The organism is Pseudomonas sp. B21-035, assembly GCF_024748945.1.
Lineage (GTDB): Bacteria > Pseudomonadota > Gammaproteobacteria > Pseudomonadales > Pseudomonadaceae > Aquipseudomonas.
The window spans coordinates 3,735,513-3,752,383 of the sequence record NZ_CP087179.1 but is presented as its reverse complement, the minus strand read 5'-3'; the positions used below and the strand labels follow the sequence as shown (position 1 = coordinate 3,752,383).

General features: G+C 62.6%; 15 protein-coding genes. 4 read left to right on the top strand and 11 right to left on the bottom strand.

Annotation, left to right across the window (positions count from 1 at the left end):
- Positions 1–47: 47 nt before the first annotated feature.
- Positions 48–1,007, top strand: a complete 960-nt coding sequence (locus LOY22_RS17125) for an alpha/beta hydrolase (protein WP_258594146.1) — start codon at positions 48–50, stop codon at positions 1,005–1,007.
- Positions 1,008–1,082: 75 nt separating this feature from the next.
- Here the strand turns inward: LOY22_RS17125 and LOY22_RS17120 are convergent, their stop codons facing one another.
- From LOY22_RS17120 to pvdM, 6 genes are all read right to left on the bottom strand, one after another.
- The gene (locus LOY22_RS17120) at positions 1,083–3,542 is read right to left on the bottom strand and encodes a TonB-dependent siderophore receptor (RefSeq protein ID WP_052676483.1); all 2,460 of its coding nucleotides are present in this window, start codon (positions 3,540–3,542) and stop codon (positions 1,083–1,085) included.
- Between the two features lie 93 nt (positions 3,543–3,635).
- Positions 3,636–5,285, bottom strand: coding sequence for a cyclic peptide export ABC transporter (locus tag LOY22_RS17115; RefSeq protein ID WP_093381096.1), 1,650 nt, complete (start codon positions 5,283–5,285; stop codon positions 3,636–3,638).
- 14 nt (positions 5,286–5,299) lie between these two features.
- The gene (locus tag LOY22_RS17110) at positions 5,300–6,646 is read right to left on the bottom strand and encodes a lysine N(6)-hydroxylase/L-ornithine N(5)-oxygenase family protein (protein ID WP_093381099.1); all 1,347 of its coding nucleotides are present in this window, start codon (positions 6,644–6,646) and stop codon (positions 5,300–5,302) included.
- Positions 6,647–6,758: 112 nt separating this feature from the next.
- A complete protein-coding gene (locus LOY22_RS17105) occupies positions 6,759–7,622 on the bottom strand; it encodes a formylglycine-generating enzyme family protein (protein ID WP_093381102.1) in 864 nt (287 codons plus the stop codon).
- A gap of 12 nt (positions 7,623–7,634) precedes the next feature.
- Positions 7,635–8,906 carry an aminotransferase class V-fold PLP-dependent enzyme gene (locus LOY22_RS17100; RefSeq protein ID WP_258594143.1) on the bottom strand — a complete coding sequence of 424 codons (1,272 nt, stop codon included), beginning with the start codon at positions 8,904–8,906 and terminating at the stop codon, positions 7,635–7,637.
- Positions 8,907–8,923: 17 nt separating this feature from the next.
- A complete protein-coding gene (gene pvdM / locus LOY22_RS17095) occupies positions 8,924–10,273 on the bottom strand; it encodes a pyoverdine-tailoring dipeptidase-like protein PvdM (protein WP_258594141.1) in 1,350 nt (449 codons plus the stop codon).
- Positions 10,274–10,459: 186 nt separating this feature from the next.
- Between pvdM and LOY22_RS17090 the strand changes: the two genes are divergently transcribed.
- The gene (locus tag LOY22_RS17090) at positions 10,460–10,909 is read left to right on the top strand and encodes a hypothetical protein (protein WP_249744418.1); all 450 of its coding nucleotides are present in this window, start codon (positions 10,460–10,462) and stop codon (positions 10,907–10,909) included.
- Positions 10,910–10,948: 39 nt separating this feature from the next.
- Here the strand turns inward: LOY22_RS17090 and pbpG are convergent, their stop codons facing one another.
- Together pbpG and LOY22_RS17080 are read right to left on the bottom strand one after the other, a co-directional pair.
- Positions 10,949–11,872 (bottom strand): D-alanyl-D-alanine endopeptidase, encoded by a 924-nt coding sequence (gene pbpG, locus LOY22_RS17085; protein WP_258594139.1) that lies wholly within the window; start codon positions 11,870–11,872, stop codon positions 10,949–10,951.
- 227 nt (positions 11,873–12,099) lie between these two features.
- A complete protein-coding gene (locus LOY22_RS17080; RefSeq protein ID WP_093381111.1) occupies positions 12,100–12,282 on the bottom strand; it encodes a hypothetical protein in 183 nt (60 codons plus the stop codon).
- Positions 12,283–12,538: 256 nt separating this feature from the next.
- Between LOY22_RS17080 and LOY22_RS17075 the strand changes: the two genes are divergently transcribed.
- Positions 12,539–13,357, top strand: a complete 819-nt coding sequence (locus LOY22_RS17075) for a shikimate 5-dehydrogenase (RefSeq protein ID WP_045194586.1) — start codon at positions 12,539–12,541, stop codon at positions 13,355–13,357.
- Positions 13,358–13,442: 85 nt separating this feature from the next.
- Here the strand turns inward: LOY22_RS17075 and LOY22_RS17070 are convergent, their stop codons facing one another.
- The 3 genes from LOY22_RS17070 to nhaR form a co-directional block, all read right to left on the bottom strand.
- Positions 13,443–14,087 (bottom strand): YceH family protein, encoded by a 645-nt coding sequence (locus LOY22_RS17070; protein ID WP_258594137.1) that lies wholly within the window; start codon positions 14,085–14,087, stop codon positions 13,443–13,445.
- A gap of 96 nt (positions 14,088–14,183) precedes the next feature.
- Positions 14,184–15,395 carry a serine/threonine transporter SstT gene (gene sstT, locus LOY22_RS17065; RefSeq protein WP_258594135.1) on the bottom strand — a complete coding sequence of 404 codons (1,212 nt, stop codon included), beginning with the start codon at positions 15,393–15,395 and terminating at the stop codon, positions 14,184–14,186.
- A 198-nt stretch (positions 15,396–15,593) separates the two neighbouring features.
- Positions 15,594–16,490 (bottom strand): transcriptional activator NhaR, encoded by an 897-nt coding sequence (nhaR, locus tag LOY22_RS17060; protein ID WP_045194578.1) that lies wholly within the window; start codon positions 16,488–16,490, stop codon positions 15,594–15,596.
- A gap of 137 nt (positions 16,491–16,627) precedes the next feature.
- Between nhaR and LOY22_RS17055 the strand changes: the two genes are divergently transcribed.
- Positions 16,628–16,870, top strand: coding sequence for a hypothetical protein (locus LOY22_RS17055; protein WP_045194576.1), 243 nt, complete (start codon positions 16,628–16,630; stop codon positions 16,868–16,870).
- The last annotated feature ends 1 nt before the right edge of the window (position 16,871 follow it).

The window sequence follows — 16,871 nt, the reverse complement described above, 5'->3', positions numbered from 1 at the left end:
GGCAAACCTTTGCCGGCACGATTCGATACACCGTTTAGGAAGCTCAAATGTCTTTGCACCCTGATCTTGCTGATTTCCTCGACCTGGCCGAGGAAAGCCGCGGCCCGCTCGATCTGCCTTTTCATCAACAAACCCCGGAGCAGGCCCGGGCCGCGTTCGAGCAGACTACCCAGCAACTGCGCTGGCCCGTCGAGCAGCGGCTCGACTGTCAGGAACTGACGGTCACCAGCCGCGATGGCGGCGCGGTGCCGGTGCGCCTGTATCGTGCCCGGCAATGCGAGGGGGCCTTGCCGTTGCTGGTGTACTTCCACGGCGGTGGCTACGTGGTGGGCAGCCTGGATTCGCACGATGGCGTTTGTCGCGAGTTTGCCGCAGGCGGCCAATGTGCGGTGCTGTCGGTGGGCTACCGGTTGGCGCCCGAACACCGTTTTCCGCAGCCGCTGCTCGATGGCGAGGATGTCCTGGCCTGGTTGCCCGGCCAGGCCCGGGCCCTGCAGCTGGACCTTGCCCGCGTCGCGTTTGCCGGCGACAGTGTCGGCGCGACCATTGCCACCGTGTTGGCGACCCAGGCTGCCCAGGCAGGGCCGGACGCGGCGCTGCAGCCGCGCTTGCAACTCCTGTGCTATCCGGTGACGGATGCCTCCCGGCGCAGCGCCTCCATGGAGCTGTTCGCCGAAGGCTACTTGCTCGAGAGCCAGACGCTGGAGTGGTTCTACCAGCACTACCAGAGTGCTGCGCAAGACCGCTGTGACTGGCGCTTTTCGCCGTTGCTGACAGATAAGCTGAGCAACGTTGCCCCCGCCTGCATTGCCCTGGCCGGGCTTGATCCGCTGCTTGATGAGGGCCGGGCCTACGCACACCGGCTGCAGGAGCAGGGCGTACCTGTAACGCTCAGGGAATACCCCGGCCTGACCCATGACTTTTTGCGCCTGGGCTCGGTGGTTGGCCAGGTCACGGACATCTACACGCAGTTATGCGCAGACCTGCGCCAGGCGTTCGAGCGTTGAGGCAAAGGTTTCACCCTGGCCATGAAAAAGGGGCACTGAACCGACGTTCAGTGCCCCTTTTTCCTGTGCCCTGGATCAGAACGAATACTTGAGGCTGGCCATCACATTGCGCGGCTCGCCGTAGAAGGTCGAACCGTAGGAGCCCATGCCGCTGAAGTACTTGCGGTCGGTCAGGTTGTTGAGGTTGATGTTGCCGCGCAGGTTGTCACTGAAATCGTAACCGGCCAGCAGGCCGACCAGGGTGTAGCCCTTCTGGTCGAAGCGGGCGGGGATTGCGCCGGGGCCAAAGCCCAGGGTGGTGTCGTAGTAGATATTGCTCTGCCACGAGACGTTGCCGCCCACTGTCATGCGGTTGAGCAGGCCGGGCAGGCGATAGGTGGTTGCGAACCGGGCGATCTGTTCAGGCTGGGTGGTGCTGACCTTGTTGCCGTCCTTGTCTTCGGAGGTGCGGTAGGTGTAGCCGCCATGAACATTCCAGTCGGGAAGCAGTTCACCCGAGACTTCGATTTCAAAGCCTTTGGTGGTAGCGCCTGACACCGCCTTGTAAGCCGTGGCGTTGGGAATGTCCACACGCAGGCCGTCGGCTTCGGCGACGTTGTCCTGCTTGGAGGTGAACAGCGCGAGGCTGGCGTTCAGGCGACCCTCGTAGTATTCGCCCTTGATCCCCACTTCGTAGCTTTCACCGGTCAGTGGCTCCAGCGGCGTGCCGTTGCGATCGGGGTTGAACGGTTGCGGTTTGAAGATATCGGCGTAGCTTGCGTAAACGGTGTGGTAGTCGTCCAGGTCATAGGTGATGCCCGCGTAAGGGGTGACCACGCCACTTTCGCGGGAGTTGTAATGGGTGTTGGGGTTGGGCAGCAACGGGTTGAAACCATCCTGGTTCCAGTAGTGGTCGGTCACCCGTGAACCGAGAATCACGTTCAGCCGGTCCGTCGGTTTGAGGATGGTCGCAAAGTACCCGGCACGCTCACGGGCAACGGTGTCGTAAGGCACGGTGAACAACAGTTTGCTGGGCTTGACCGGATTGTTGTCCCAGTTGAAAAAGTCATCGATCTTGTAACTGCCGAACGAATGGGTACCGGATTCGTTTTCGTTGCGTGCCCAGTTCAGGCCCATGACCATTTCATGGGTGCGCCCGAACAGCTGGAAAGGGCCGGTGGCATAAGCCGCTACGTCGACTTCCTTGGAGGTCGAGTAGTACTTGCTGGTAAAGGCGTTGGCCGAGTGGGTGACCGCGTCGATCTGGCCGTTGGCGGTGGCGGTGAGGTTGTCGACGTCATAGCGGCGGAAATTGGTCTCGACCTTGAGCAGCCAGTCATTTTCAAAATGGTGTTCGATGTTGGCGAAGTAGCGTTGGGTTTCGGTGTTGCTGTACGACCATTTTGCCCCGGAGTTGGTCGAACGCGACGGCTTGACCGTCGCGCCGTTGGTGTAGAACGCCGGCAGGTTGGAGTTGGTCGAGCCGTCGGCATTGCCTTTCTGATAGTCCATGCCGAAAGCGAAGGTGGTGCTGTCGGACAGGTCGGCCTCGATGATGCCGTAGAACACGTGGTCTTCACGACGCAGGTAGTCGATGTAGCTTTTTTCATCCTGAGTGGCAGCCACCATCCGGCCACGAATATGCTTGCTGTCGGTCAACGGGCCGGACAGGTCGACTTCGGTGCGGTACTGGTCCCAGCTGCCCGCGCCGGCGGTCACATGCCCCTGGAACTGCGCGGTCGGTTTTTTGCGCACGAAGTTGACCACGCCCGACGGGTAGCCGGTGCCATTGAGCAAGCCGGCCGAGCCGCGCAGGATCTCGATACGGTCGTAAATGGCGGTGCCGATCAAACCGTAGTTGTCGCGCAACGGGGCATTGGTGCTGAGGCTGGGCAGGCCGTCGAACTGAAAGTTGGAAATCTCGAAGCCCCGGGAATAAAAGGTATTGACCTCGGTATTGTCCTGGCTGACCGTCACCCCGGGCGTCTGGTTGAGCACATCGGCGATGCTCAACAGCCCTTGGTCTTCGATCTGCTGACGGGTGATTACGCTGACAGACTGCGGGGTCTTGCGCAGCGACAGGTTCATCTTGGTCGCCGTACTGGTTTCACCGGTGGTGTAGGACCCGGTGCCCTCAGTGGTAAGGCCCAGGGATGAGCTGTTGACCGTGGTGGCATCCAGGGTCAGGTCGGCGCCGCCCTTGTTGCCATGGATGGTCAGCACATCGCCTTGCAGGTTGTAGCGCACGCTGGTCCCGCCGAGCAGTTCGGCAATCGCCTGGGCAGGCTCCTTGGTGCCGTTCAGTGCGCGGCTTCTAAGCCCGGCGACGTCGTCGGGGCTGTAGAGAATCTGGATGTTGGCCTGGGTGCCGAACGCCTGCAGGGCGCTGGCCAGCGATTGCGCTGGAATTGCAAACGCGACCATCTGCGCATGGGCCTGGGCAGTGACAGCCAGGGCGCTGAGGCCGACCAGGCTGCTCAGTGCCAGTGGCCTGGTTAAAGTCCGACGAATCAGCAAAGCCCTGGTGAAGGGTGGCAAGCGGTATGCAGTGGTCAACGGAGGCTCCAGCGCGAAGGCAAACAAGTGAGAATGATTAGTATTTTTTGTAAGACGCTCTAGCAGGCCAAATCCGGAAAACTTTTTTCTTTTTCAAGCCATGGCACGTTCGGCCACGACTTGTCCGTTCTTCATCCGGATCAGTTGATCGGCGATATCGAAGTAACGGTCGTCGTGGGAAATGACAATGATGGTCTTGCCCAGGCGCTTGAGGTCGGGCAACAGCTCGGTGTAGAAAATGCGCCGGAACGTCGGGTCCTGGTCGGCGGCCCATTCATCGAACACCAGCACCGGGCGCTCTTCGATCCAGGCATTGACCAGTGCCAGGCGCTTGCGTTGCCCGGTCGACAGGTCGGTGGTGCTGAAGGCGCCGTCACGGATACTGACTTTGTGAGCGATCTCCAGGCGTTCCAGGTATTGCGAGGCTTGGGCAGGTACCTGCAGGCCGTCATTGACCAGGTCGTCGAACAGGTAATAGTCAGCAAAAATGGTGGTGAAGAGTTGCCGGTAGTCATCGCGGGCGCGATCGTCGATGACCTCGCCGTTGAGGCGGATCTGGCCTTGCTGTGGCGGGTAGAGCCCCAGTAACAGCTTGATCAGCGTGGTCTTGCCGCAGCCGTTTTCGCCGACGATGAAGACAATGTCGCCCTGGCGGATATCCAGGTTGACCGGCCCCAGGTGAAAGGGCGCGCAGCCGTCCCGGGTCGGGTAGCTGTGACAGATATCAAGCAGTTGCAGGCGCTCGACGCTCACTGTCGGCGCGCCCTGGTCGCTGAGCAGCAGGTGCGGCTCGGGCGATGAAAACTGCTCGGACAACTCGGCGATCCGGCGAAAGGCGATCTGCGCCCGGCTGACTATGGGCAGGGTGCTGACCAGATGCTCCAGCGGCCCCTTCATGTACAGCAACACCAGCACGAAGCCACTCATTACCGCTTTGTCGGCGCTCGGCCAGAACGACTGCAGGGCCAGGGCCAGGCCGATGACCACGAAGAACAGCATCGAGCCGAGGCTTTTGGCAATCACGAAAGTATTGATCGAGCGAATCTGGGTATTGCAGATATGCTCGGCAACCTTTTGTATCCCCGCGACGAACATGCGCTGGCGCCGGGGGCGGTGGATGCGCAGCTCCTTGGCGCCCTCGGCGATCGCACTGTAGTGTTTCTGCAGTTCATCCTCGGCTTCGCGAGCGGCCATGAAGCCCTTGATGCCACGAGCCCTGGCCACGTACTGGATCACCGTGCCGATGCCGATTGCCAGCAGCATCATGACAAACATTGGCCAGGACAGCATTGCCAGGTAACCCAGGCAGCCCAGGGTCACGGTCAGGGAAATGGCCAGGGGCGCAAAGGCGAAGGCGAACGAGCTGATGGTATCGATGTCGTGGGTCAGCACCGGAATCAAGCGATGGCTGCGGTAGCGTTCGATCTGCCCGATCGGGGCGCTGAGGACCTTTTCCCCCAGCTCCTTGCGCAGGTTGGCGATGATCTTCTGACCGATGCGGTTGCTGCCAATATCGGACAGAATCGAGCTCAGTAACGCCACCACACACAGCCCGGCGAAACTGGCAATCAGCGACGGGCCAAGGCCTTGCGGGCTGTGCAGGCCATCGTTGATGGTCGCCAGCAAGGCGGTGACACTCAAGCCACCGATCATGCCCAGAACAATCGACACGACCACCTGCGGCCAGAAAGGGCGCAACAGCGCCAACAGCTCGCGCATTGCGCCACGGTATTGCTTGCTCATGAAGGGTTCCTGGCTCAGGCGCTGGTCAGCGCAGTCGGCGCATGGGAAGTGGCAAAAGCAGGTACTGCCTGCTTGCCCAGGGTGTCGTACAGCGACTGGCCAATTTCGGCCGCGCGAATCGGCAGCACCGAGAGCAAGGTGTCGCTCAGGCCATGGGTGGCTTCACAGAAACCCTGCAAGTACACCGCGGCCTGCAGGTCGCTACTGGCCAGGGCGCGGTAGTCGCGGCCGACGCTGTAGTCCTCCAGGTAGTCTTGTAGCGGTGCCAGCAGTTCCCGGTGCGAGCGTCGCTCGTAGCCGGTGGCGAGGATCACGGCATCGTAACGATGGGTCTGCTGTTGCCCGGTCGAGAGGTCTTCCAGGGTCAGCTCGATGCCATCGGCGGTGGCGGTGGCCGCCTGCACCTGGCGGCGGCAGAGCACGGCGTGACGGAACTGATGGGCGACCTTCTGGCGATAGAGGATGCCGTAGATGCGTTCGAGCAGGTCGATATCAACGACCGAATAGTTGGTGTTGTGATATTCGTCAATCAGCTTCTTGCGCTCCGGGCTGCTCTGGTTGAACACCAGGTCGGTGTACACAGGGGCGAAGACTTCGTTGACGAAGGGGCTATCGTCGGCCGGCTTGAGCGCCGAGGCACGCACAATCATGTCGACCTTGACCGACGCAAAGCTGTCGTTGAGATCGATGAAGGCTTCCGCGGCGCTTTGCCCCGAGCCGATGATCGCAATGCGCATGGCTTTGCCTTCGGTGCAGGGCAAGCCGGCCAGGCTGCTGAGGTAGCGAGAATGGTGGAAGACTCGCGGGTCGTCCTTGAAGGCCGCAAAGATGCTGGGGACTTTCGGTGTGCCGCCACTGCCGACGACCACCGAGCGGGTCAGGCGGCCATGCTCCTGGCCCTGTGCGTCACGCGAAATGACCTTCAGGTGGCGGATCCGGCCGCTGTCGAGCACCGGCTCAATGCGCAGTACTTCTTCGCCGTAGCTGGCCTGCGTGGCGAAGTGCTCGGCGGCCCAGCGCAGGTAGTCGTTGTACTCCAGGCGGCAGGGATAGAAGGTGCCGAGGTTGATGAAGTCGACCAGGCGCTGCTTCTGGTGCAGGTAATTGACGAAGCTGTAGGGGCTGGTGGGGTTGCGCAGCGACACCAGGTCCTTGAGAAAGGAGATTTGCAGTTCGCTCTGGGTCGCCAGGGTGTTGCCGTGCCAGCGGTAGTCCAGCTGCTTGTCGATGAACAGCGCATCCAGCGCGTGACCATTGGTTTGCGCGAGCTCTTCCAGGGCAATGGCCAGGGCCAGATTGGAAGGGCCGAAGCCCACGCCGACGAGGTCGTGGACCTTCTGGGGGAAATGGATCTGGCTCATGCTATCGGTTCCTTCAGTGTCGGGGCCGATAGCCTCGAAGGCGGCCCCCGGGGCTTGGGGATTACAACGATAGGACGAGTGGCTTGCGGGACAATTTAGCGCCGTTGGCCCGTCACGGTTCGCGGACCAGGCGTACGCCAATCCAGTCTCCGCGGTTGCCTGGCAGGTTGGCGTTGCGGTTGCCGGAGCGCGAGAAAATCGGCGCCTCGCCCCAGTCGTTGCCACGAATCACCACCACCTTGCAGTCGGCCTGCTGCCAGGCACTGCCGTCGTTCGGGGCGCCTTCGTAGCTGTCGTGATAACAGTCGGCGACCCATTCGTAGACGTTGCCGTGCATGTCGTACACACCAAAGGCGTTGGCCGGGTAGCTGCCCACCGGCGAGCTGAAACTGAAGCCATCCCTGGGCCCGTAGACGTTGGCGTTGCGGCTGATCTGGTAGTCGCCGTCCGGGTCCATGTCGAACGGGAACGGCCCGTTGCTGCCGGCGCGGGCGGCGTATTCGCGCTGTGCTTCGCTGATCAACTGGTAGTGCTTGCCGGTCTTTTTCGTCAGCCAGTCGGCATAGGCCTGGGCATCGTGATAGCTCATGCACACCGCCGGTTGTCGCGGGCCTTGCTGGTAGCGCGGCTTGCTGGCCTTGCACTCGCGGCCCGGGCGGGTGTCGCCGTCGGCAATCTTGGCCCCGGACTCGCGCAGGTAGGCGTCCCATTCACCGGCAGTTACCTGGTAGCGGCTGACCGCGAACGGCTTGGCGAAGGTCACGGTGTGTTGCGGGCCTTCGTCGGGCTGGCGGCCGACTTCGTCGTCCGGGGTGCCCATGGTGTAACGGCCGGCCGGCAGCATGACCATTTCCGGGCAGCTGCTTTTACAGTCGCGAAAGACCTTGCCCGGTTGTACCGCGTCGGCGGCCTGGGCGCTGGCGATGCTGGTCAGCAGCGCGAGTACGGATAGCGGGTAGAGCAGTGGTGAAGACATGCGAAGGCCTTTTCAGAGTTTTTTGATCAGCAGGGCCATGGCCCGATCGATTTCCTGCTCGTTGTTGAGCAGGCCCGGAGCGAAGCGAATCACCGGGCCGACGTCGCGCGACACGGCGTCGACCATTACCCGGTTCTGCACCAGGTAGGCGGCGATGGCATCGGCGTTGCGTTCCTTGACCCTGAAGAAGGTGAAGCCCGCCGAGTGTTCGCTGCTGAGCGGGGTGACCAGTTCGATGGCCTTGTGCTCTTTGAGCCGCTGCTTGAGCAGGTCGTTGAGCTGGTGGATGCGCGCCTGGACATCGGCCTTGCCCAGTTGCAGGTGCAGCTCGAAGGCCTTGCCCAGTGCCCAGCGGTGCTCGAAGGCGTGGTAGCCGCCGGGGGTCATGATGGTGGCGAAATCTTCGTCCTCGGAGAAGGTGGCGAAGGTCGGGGTCAGGTGCTGCATCTTCTCCGAGGCGGCGCAGATGATACCGGTACCACGCGGGCCGAACATCCATTTATGGGTGCCAGCGATGAAGTAGTCGCAGTTGAAGTCGGCGAAGGTGCTGTTCTCGACACCGAAGCCATGCACGCCGTCGACCACGTAAATAATCCGCTGGTTTTCATCGCGGTCACGGTTGTGCCGGCGCACCAGTTCGCCGATCTGCCCGACCGGCAGCTTTACGCCGCTGCCCGAGTGCACCCAGGTCATGCCCAGCACCCGGGTGTTGGGGGTGATGGCCTGGTCGATCGTGCTCAGCACCTGGTCGGTGGAAATTTCCCAGGGCTGGCTGAACAGGCGCAGCTTGCGCACCTGGGTGCCTTCGTGGCGCTGGCGAAAGGCCAGGGTGCGGTTTGTGGAATAGTGCTCGTGTTCGGTGGTGAGGATTTCCTGCTGCGGGCTGACCTGCAAGCGCCCGTAAATCATCCCCAGGCCTTCGGTGGTGCTGCCGGTCAGGGCGATCTGCCGGGGCCTGACTTGCAGGTAGCGCGCCGCCCACTGGCGGACCTCGCCTTCACGCTGCCATTCGTACTGGCTCTCCCAGTCCATGCGGCTGGCCGGGTTGCGGTCGACTTCAGCGCGGTAGTAATCGATGGCTTCCTGCACCGGGCGCGGGTGGGCAGTGACCAGGAAATTGGCAAAGTGGGCGTAGTCCGGATCCAGGGGGAACAGCTGGCGCAGGTTGCGCCATTTGTCGCTGCCGCTCAGCGGCGCGGTCGGGGTGGCCAGCGCCTCGGGTAGCAACGGCAGGCTGGCGGCGAGCAGGCCGGCCTGCTTGAGAAAGGTACGGCGATCTGTCATGGCGGGCGGCTTCCGGCTCAAGGGGTGGCGGTGGCGGCAACGGGCTGGGCGGTTTTTTGCACCTGCGCCCACACCCGCAGGAAGTTGCCGGCCCACAGCTTGCCGATGTCGGCCTCGGAGTAACCACGGGTGAGCAGTTCGGCGGTGACGTTGCGGATTTCGCTGACATCCTTGAAACCCTCCAGGCCGCCGCCGTCGTTGAAGTCGGAGCTGATGCCAACGTGGTCGATGCCGACCTTCTTCACCGTGTAGTCGATGGCATCGACAAAGTCCTTGAGGGTGGCTTTGGGTTCTTGATCGAGGATGCCGTAGAGGCTGCTGGCGTACTCGCCAAAGCGTGCCTCGGGCCAGATGGCGATTACCGCGTCGCCGGGCATCAGGGCGTTGGCCAGGCCTTGCAGCGGTTGCAGGTCGAAGCGCACGCGCAGGGCTTCGAGCTTGTCCAGGGTCGGCTTGCTCAGCGGTTTGAGGTACTGGCCGAAACCGACCACCTGGATGACGCCGCCGCTGTCCTTGATCAGCTGCATTTCCTTGTCGCTGAGGTTGCGCGGAATATCCACCAGCGCCCGCGGCGCCGAATGCGAGGCCACGAACGGCGCCTGGCTCAGGCGCGCGACGTCCTCCAGGGCCAGGGTCGACATTTGCGACACATCGATGATCACCCCCAGTGCGTTGAGGCGCTTGACCGCCTGCTCGCCCAGTGGCGACAAGCCGCCGAGGGCGTCGGCGGTGTCGTTGAAGAACGGCAGCGGGCGCGAGGAGTCGGCCCAATCGTTGTTACCGGTGTAGCTGAAGCCGAACATGCGCATGCCGCGCTTGGCCCACAGGTCCAGCTGTGACAGGTCGTGGCCCAGCGGGTAGGCGTTGAGCATGCTGATGAACACGGCGAACTTACCTTCGCCATTGAGGCGCCGGAAATCATCCGGGGTATAGGCAATGCCGACCTGGTTGGGGAAGTCGCGGACCATGTTGCTGATGATCTTGTAGCGCACCTCCTGCTGGTGCCGGGCTTCGTCGACAAAGCCCGGGGTCGGGCGGTGCGGGGCATTGGCGCCGTTCCACAGCTCCGGCCAGCCGAAAATGGTCAACGCCGCACCCGACAAACGCCCTTGCCCGGCCTTGACCAGATCGAACTGGCCGTGGCCGTCCTTGTCGATCTCGTTGCCGGCGCTACCGAAGTTCAGCGGCACAGTGACATGGCTATCGAACGACAGCATGTGCTCGTGCAGGGCATTGGCCTGTTCGACGATCGGGCGCGGGTAGCCGTGCTGGGATTTGAAGTACAGGTAGCCGGCGGTGGCAGCGGCCACTGCCAGGGCCAGGGGCAGGCCGATGTAGAGGGCTTTGCGGGAACGGGATGTGGTCATTGCCATCTCGACGTTAGGCTGATCGGAGCGGTTTGCCCGGTGCACAGGCGTGCCGTGGGCAAAGCTTGGTTATCAGGAGGGACGAGTGGCGTGCGGGCAAATTTATCCGGGCGAGCGCCGGGTTCAAGTTTCAGCGTCTGCGGCCGATAGCCGGGTTAACCCCAATACCATCAGGACGATAGAAACATGGCAGGTTTTAGCGCCGTATCAATCAACGGGACCCCATTGAACAGCGGCATCAACACCGGCATCACCGTCACCGGCCAGGAAAGGCAGGCCGGGATGGAAGCGGCGGGCGCGGTCAGCGTCGACCTGTCCAAGCTGCGTGATAGCGGCAAGGCCGAAGAGGCCAAGGAAAAGGAAGAGGCTAGTGCCGGCGAAGAACCGGCGCACATCAAGCAATTGCGCGAGATGATCAAGAAAATGCAAAAGCAGTTGGCCGAGCAGCAGAAACGCTTGCAGGAAGTCCTGGCCAGCGACATGGAGCCGATCCTCAAGGCTTCCGCTGTTGCTGCCGCGCAATCGGCGGTGGGCGCGACCACGGCGTCGATCGCCAGCGCCACGGCAACGCTGCTCAAGGCGCTGACCGAAGCCGGTGGCAGCAGCTCGGGCTCGTTGGTCAGCACCAACGCCTGAAACGAAAAAGGGCCTGTGCATGCACAGGCCCTTTTGTTTTCAGTCAGCCAGTTGACGGTTCTGCGTGCGCTCTGACTTGTAGCGCATGGCCACTGCCGGGGCCGGCTTGGTGCTGCCGGTCTCAAGCCACTGGCGCATGCGGCTGGCGTCGGCAAAGTGGGTGTACTTGCCGAACGCATCGAGGATCACCATGGCCACCGGGCGGTTGTCCATCCTGGTCAACAGCACCAGGCAGTGGCCGGCATCGTTGGTGAAGCCGGTCTTGGTCAGCTTGATGTCCCAGTTGCTCTTGTTGACCAGGTGGTCGGTGTTGCGAAAGCCCAGGGTGTAGTTGGGTTTTTTGAACGCCACGGTCTGCTCGCGGGTGGTGCTCAACTGGCTCAGCAGCGGGTAGTTACGCGCGGCCATCAGCAGCTTGCTGAGGTCGCGGGCCGTGGACACGTTGCTGGTCGAAAGCCCCGTCGGCTCAACATAACGGGTGTGGCTCATGCCTAATGCCCTGGCCTTGGCGTTCATCGCCTTGATGAAGGCGTTGTAACCGCCCGGGTAGTTGTGCGCCAGGGTTGAGGCCGCGCGGTTTTCCGACGACATCAGGGTGATCAGCAGCATGTCCTTGCGGTTGAGCTGGCTGCCCAGCTTGACCCGCGAATACACCCCTTTCATTTCCTTGTTCTGGGCGATGGTGACCGTGAGCATCTCGTCCATGTTCTGCTTGGCGTCGAGCACCACCATGCCGGTCATCAGCTTGGTCACCGAAGCGATCGGCACCACCCGGTCAGGGTTGTTGGCGTAGAGCACCTTGTTGGTTTGCAGATCGATCAGCAGGGCGCTGCCGGAGGCCAGGTGCAATTTCGCTGGATCGCGTTGTTGCTGGGCCGGGGGTTGAGCAGCAGCGGTCGACGTGACAGTCGCAGTACCTGTGAGCAACAGCAGCAGGCTTAGAATCGAAAGGGAAGTTTTCACGTTGAGGCTCACTAGAAGTTGTTATGTCGTTGGCTGTGCAAGGGTTTTCCCCAAAAACCGCTGCATTTTAGGAGTATGGCCTAGTTGCTGTCGATTGCCCGGACAGCGCTATCGTGCAGATGAAAAAAACTTAATCCAAGTGCCTTTCAGCGGCCCATAAAAAGCCCCGCCAAAGGGCGGGGCAAGGGGCTGTGCGGAGCAACGCACGATAAAACGGTGGGCAGGCCTCAGGCTTGCAGGCCGGGGCCCTCGAGACGCTCGGCGAGGGCCTGGGCGGCCGGCAAGGAGGTCAATGGCCCGGAGATCGCTTCGCCATTGCGCACCAGGTACCAGCAGGCCAGCAAGCCCAACTCCCTGAGCGAGGTGGGGACGGCGCTGCCGATGACGGACATGATGTTGATAGGGGCCATTGGGGTTCCTCCCGTGAGTCATGGGCCTACCTTAGCGTCGAGGGCCGGGTGGTTGAAATCAACGCGCTTGATAGTGATCATCAGCCACGACAGTTCATAGCCACTCCTCACAGCACAACGCCGACGTCGGGGATATTTATAAGACTGCGGGAACCGAAAAAATCACACAGGTTCAGAGTAAAGGTTATGTAAGGGCCGATCAGCGGTCTGCGGCGGGCGAGGGCGCAGTGCCAGTCCGTTTCCTGAGGAGATTTCAATGGCAACATTTCCAGGCAAAGACACCCAGCTGTGCATCTCGTTGGCCGGGCGTCCGGGCACCTTTGGCGTGCGCTTTCACAACCATCTGTATCAGCAGCTGGATCTGGATTTCTACTACAAGGCCATGACTACCGATGACCTGCCGGCAGCCGTTGCCGGTATCCGTGCCTTGGGCATCCGCGGCTGTGGCGTGTCGATGCCTTACAAGGAAGCCTGCCTGGCCCTGGTCGACGGCATTGACCCGTCGGCGGCGGTCATCGAGTCGATCAACACCATCGTCAATACCAATGGCCACCTGGAAGGCTATAACACTGACTACCTGGCCGTGCGCCATTTGCTCCTGCGTCACCAGGTGGACCCGTCGACGGCGTTTGCCCTGCGCGGCAGCGGCGGCATGGCCAAGGCGGTGGCCAGTGCCCTGCGCGATGCCGGCTTTAGCCAGGGCATCATCGTTGCCCGCAATGAACAAGCCGGGCGGCAACTGGCCGACAGTTGTGGCTATCGCTGGCAGGCAGAGCTGGGCGACCTGTGCCCGCCGATGTTGGTCAATGTCACGCCGATCGGCATGGCCGGTGGGGTTGAAGCCGAACAGTTGGCCTTCGCCCCCGAGGCGATAGCGGCGGCGCAGCGGGTATTCGATGTGGTGGCGATGCCGGCGCTGACGCCGTTGATCGTCGAAGCCCAGCGTCTGGGCATACCGGTGATTACCGGGCTGGAGGTGATTGCCTTGCAGGCGCTGGAGCAGTTCGTGCTGTACACCGGGGTACGGCCAACGGCGGAGCAGGTGGCGCGGGCAGTGGCGTTTGCCCGCGGCTGAAGGGTAAAACCTATCGCGGGGCAAGTCGGGTCGCCGCACCGCCGCTCCCACAGTGGGTCTGATGGTACACAACCCCGCGATGCTGTTACTCGAACTGCGCCAGGCGCTCTTCCAGCGCCGCAATCCGTGCTTCCAGCGCTTCGATCCGCTCCAGCGACACCGCGCCACCGGCCGAACGCTCCGGCCCTTGCTGGCGCGCCGCCAGGATCGCCTCGATTTCGGCCGGATCGCCCAGCGCATGGGTGTAGCGATCTTCACGCTGCCCGGCCTGGCGCGGCAGGTGCAGGGCAAAACCGCGGGCGATCAGGCGCTCGAGCTGGTGCACCACCTGTTCGGCATCTTCGAACTCATGCATGCGGCTGCTGCGGGTCAGCAGTTCGTTAACCGTTTGCGGACCGCGCAGGAACATCAGCCCCAGCAGCGTTACCTGCGCCGGCACCAGCTCCAGGGCCTTGTCCACGCGCTGCTCCCAGCGGTCGGCGCGGCTGCCCATCTGCAGGCGGGTCAGGCCCTGGCCTTCGAGCGTGCGCAGGGCCTGGCCAACCTGGCCCTGGCTGAGGTTGGTGACCGGCTCACGGCTGGTCTTCTGGTTGCAGGCCAGCACCAGGGCGTTGAGGGTCAGCGGGTAGGTTTCCGGGCTGGTGGCCTGTTTTTCGATCAGCGAGCCGAGCACGCGGATCTCGGTGCTGGTGAAGCGGGCGTCGGAAGCGGTTTCGTGTTCGGCGGACATGGCCCTGTCTCTATGCGAAGAAAGGCCTATAGCCTAGGTGCGCAACAGGGTAAAACACAAGCAGCCGGTGCAGGACGCACCGGCTGCAGGTCAAGCTCAGGCGGCCTGGCGCTCTTTGGCCAGGCAGGCCGCGGCGGTGAACAGTACGTCGGTGGAGGAGTTCAGCGCGGTTTCCGCCGAGTCCTGCAGCACACCGATGATGAAGCCGACGGCCACCACCTGCATGGCGATCTCGCTGGGGATGCCGAACAGGCTGCACGCCAGCGGGATCAGCAGCAGCGAGCCGCCGGCCACGCCCGAGGCGCCACAGGCGCAGACAGCGGCGACAACGCTGAGCAGGATCGCGGTCGGGATGTCGACGGCGATGCCCAGGGTGTGCACGGCAGCCAGGGTCAGCACGGTGATGGTGGTCGCTGCGCCGGCCATGTTGATGGTCGCGCCCAGCGGGATCGACACCGAGTAGGTGTCTTCGTGCAGGCCGAGTTTCTCGCTCAGGGCCATGTTGACCGGGATGTTGGCCGCCGAGCTGCGGGTGAAGAAGGCGGTGATGCCGCTTTCACGCAGGCACAGCAGCACCAGCGGGAAAGGGTTGCGGCGAATCTTCCAGAACACGATGATCGGGTTGACCACCAGCGCCACGAACAGCATGCAGCCGATCAGCACGGCCAGCAGGTGCAGGTAACCGAGCAGGGCGTCCAGGCCGGACTGCGCCAGGGTCGAGGCGACCAGGCCGAAAATCCCCAGCGGCGCAAAGCGAATCACCACGCGTACGATCAAAGTCACGCCGTTGGACAGGTCGGCAACCACCGTGCGCGTGGTCTCCCCGGCGTGACGAATGGCCACACCCAGGCCAATGGCCCAGGCCAAGATGCCGATGAAGTTGGCGTTCATCAGCGCGCTCACCGGGTTGTCGACCACGCTCAGCAGCAGGCTTTGCAGCACGTCAGTGATGCCACCGGGAGCACTCAAGGCAACGTCCGAGGTGCTCAGCGCCAGGTTGGACGGGAAGGCCATGCTGGCAATCACCGCGACCACGGCGGCGGCGAAGGTACCGAACAGGTACAGCACCAGGATCGGGCGGATATGGGTTTCGGTGCCGTGACGGTGGTTGGCGATCGAAGCCATGACCAGGATGAACACCAGGATCGGCGCCACCGCCTTGAGCGCGGAGACGAAGACCTTGCCGACGAAGCCGAGGCTTGCGGCGGTCGTGGGGGCGAACACGGCCAGGGCAATGCCGGCAGCGAGGCCGATCATGATCTGGACCACCAGGCTGGTGCGGTTCAACAGGTTTAGAACAGGGGTCATGGCAGGTGTTTCTCTGTCTTGTTCAGGGCGCGGTGGGCGAACCACGGCGCTGGAGCATGGGGCACCTGGCGGGGCAGGGCCGAGAAAAAGGGCGCGACTTTAGCACAGCAGGGCACATTTGGTGTTTGCGCTGCGTCAGACGGTAGGACGCAAGTGTAGTCTGCGCGCCCTTTGCAAACGGCGATGAACCCGCGCCGGCTACCAGTTGAACAGCTCGCGGCGGGCGCCTTCGGTAATGGCGACGATACCCGGGTGCTTGACCTTGCGCTCCACTGAAATGGCATAGAACGACTCGTTGACCGCGTCGGTCTGGCCGATCAGCTCGACGCCATACTGCTTGCAGACCTCGTCGGCGATCACGCTGGGGGCAATGAAAATGCCGCTGCCCGATTGGCCGAAGGCCTGCATCAAGGCGCTGTCGTCGAACTCACCGACAATCCGCGGCTGCAATTGCTGTTCGGCGAACCAGCGCAGCAGGCGGCTGCGCACCACGGTTTCCTGGCCGGGAATCAACAGCGGCGCGTGTTGCAGGCAGGCGGGGAAGTTGCGCCCGTACTGTTCAGCCAACGCCTGTGTGGCAAAAAAGCTGATGCCGCATTCACCCAGCTTCTGGCTGTAGCCCTTGATGTCCAGGTGGCTGGGCATGGGGCTGTCGGAAATCACCAGGTCCAGGCGCTGGATCGCCAGGTCTGCCAGCAGCCGTTCGAGCTTGTCTTCGCGGCAGCTCAGGCGCAGGGCGTCTTCCATGTCCATGGTCGGCGCCAGCAGGCGGTAGACGATGGACTTGGGCACCACATCGGCCACCCCGACCCGGAACAGTATCTGCTGTTCATCCGGCCGGGCCCGCAGCATCGCCTCGAGCTCGCCGCCAATCTGGAACATCTGCTCGGCGTAGGTCAGGGTCTGCCGGCCGCTCTCGGTCAGCTCCAGCTGGCGCCCGACCCGGCGAAACAGCTCGATGCCGTAGGTTTGCTCAAGCAGGGTGATCTGCCCGCTGATGGTCTGCGGGGTCAGGTTCAGTTGCTCGCAGGCACGCACGATGCTGCCGGTCTTGGCCACTACCCAGAAGTAATGCAACTGGCGGTAATTGAGCATGGCGATTTCCCGATTCGTAAAAACCGAAGTATAACCGCTGAAAATACGAATTTTCCTGATGTATCTGGCTCTTTAGAATCCCTTGCCATCACGGTGCCCCTGAATGCGCACCGATTTAATTGCATGGAGACCCACAGATGCTTCACTTCAAATCCATCGGTACACCTCTGGTGTTGCTGTTGGCCCTGCTGGCCATGAGCGGTTGCGAGCAGGCGGAAAAGTCCGCCCAGCAAATGCTCAACCAGGCGGCGGAGTCGGCCAAGGAGGCCATCGACAAAACCAACGAAGCCGCCCAGCAGGCCCTGAGCGAAGCCACCGGCTCCGAAGGCAGCGACAAGGCAGGCAAACCCGAGCGCGACGCCAGCGCCCAGGACATCTGAC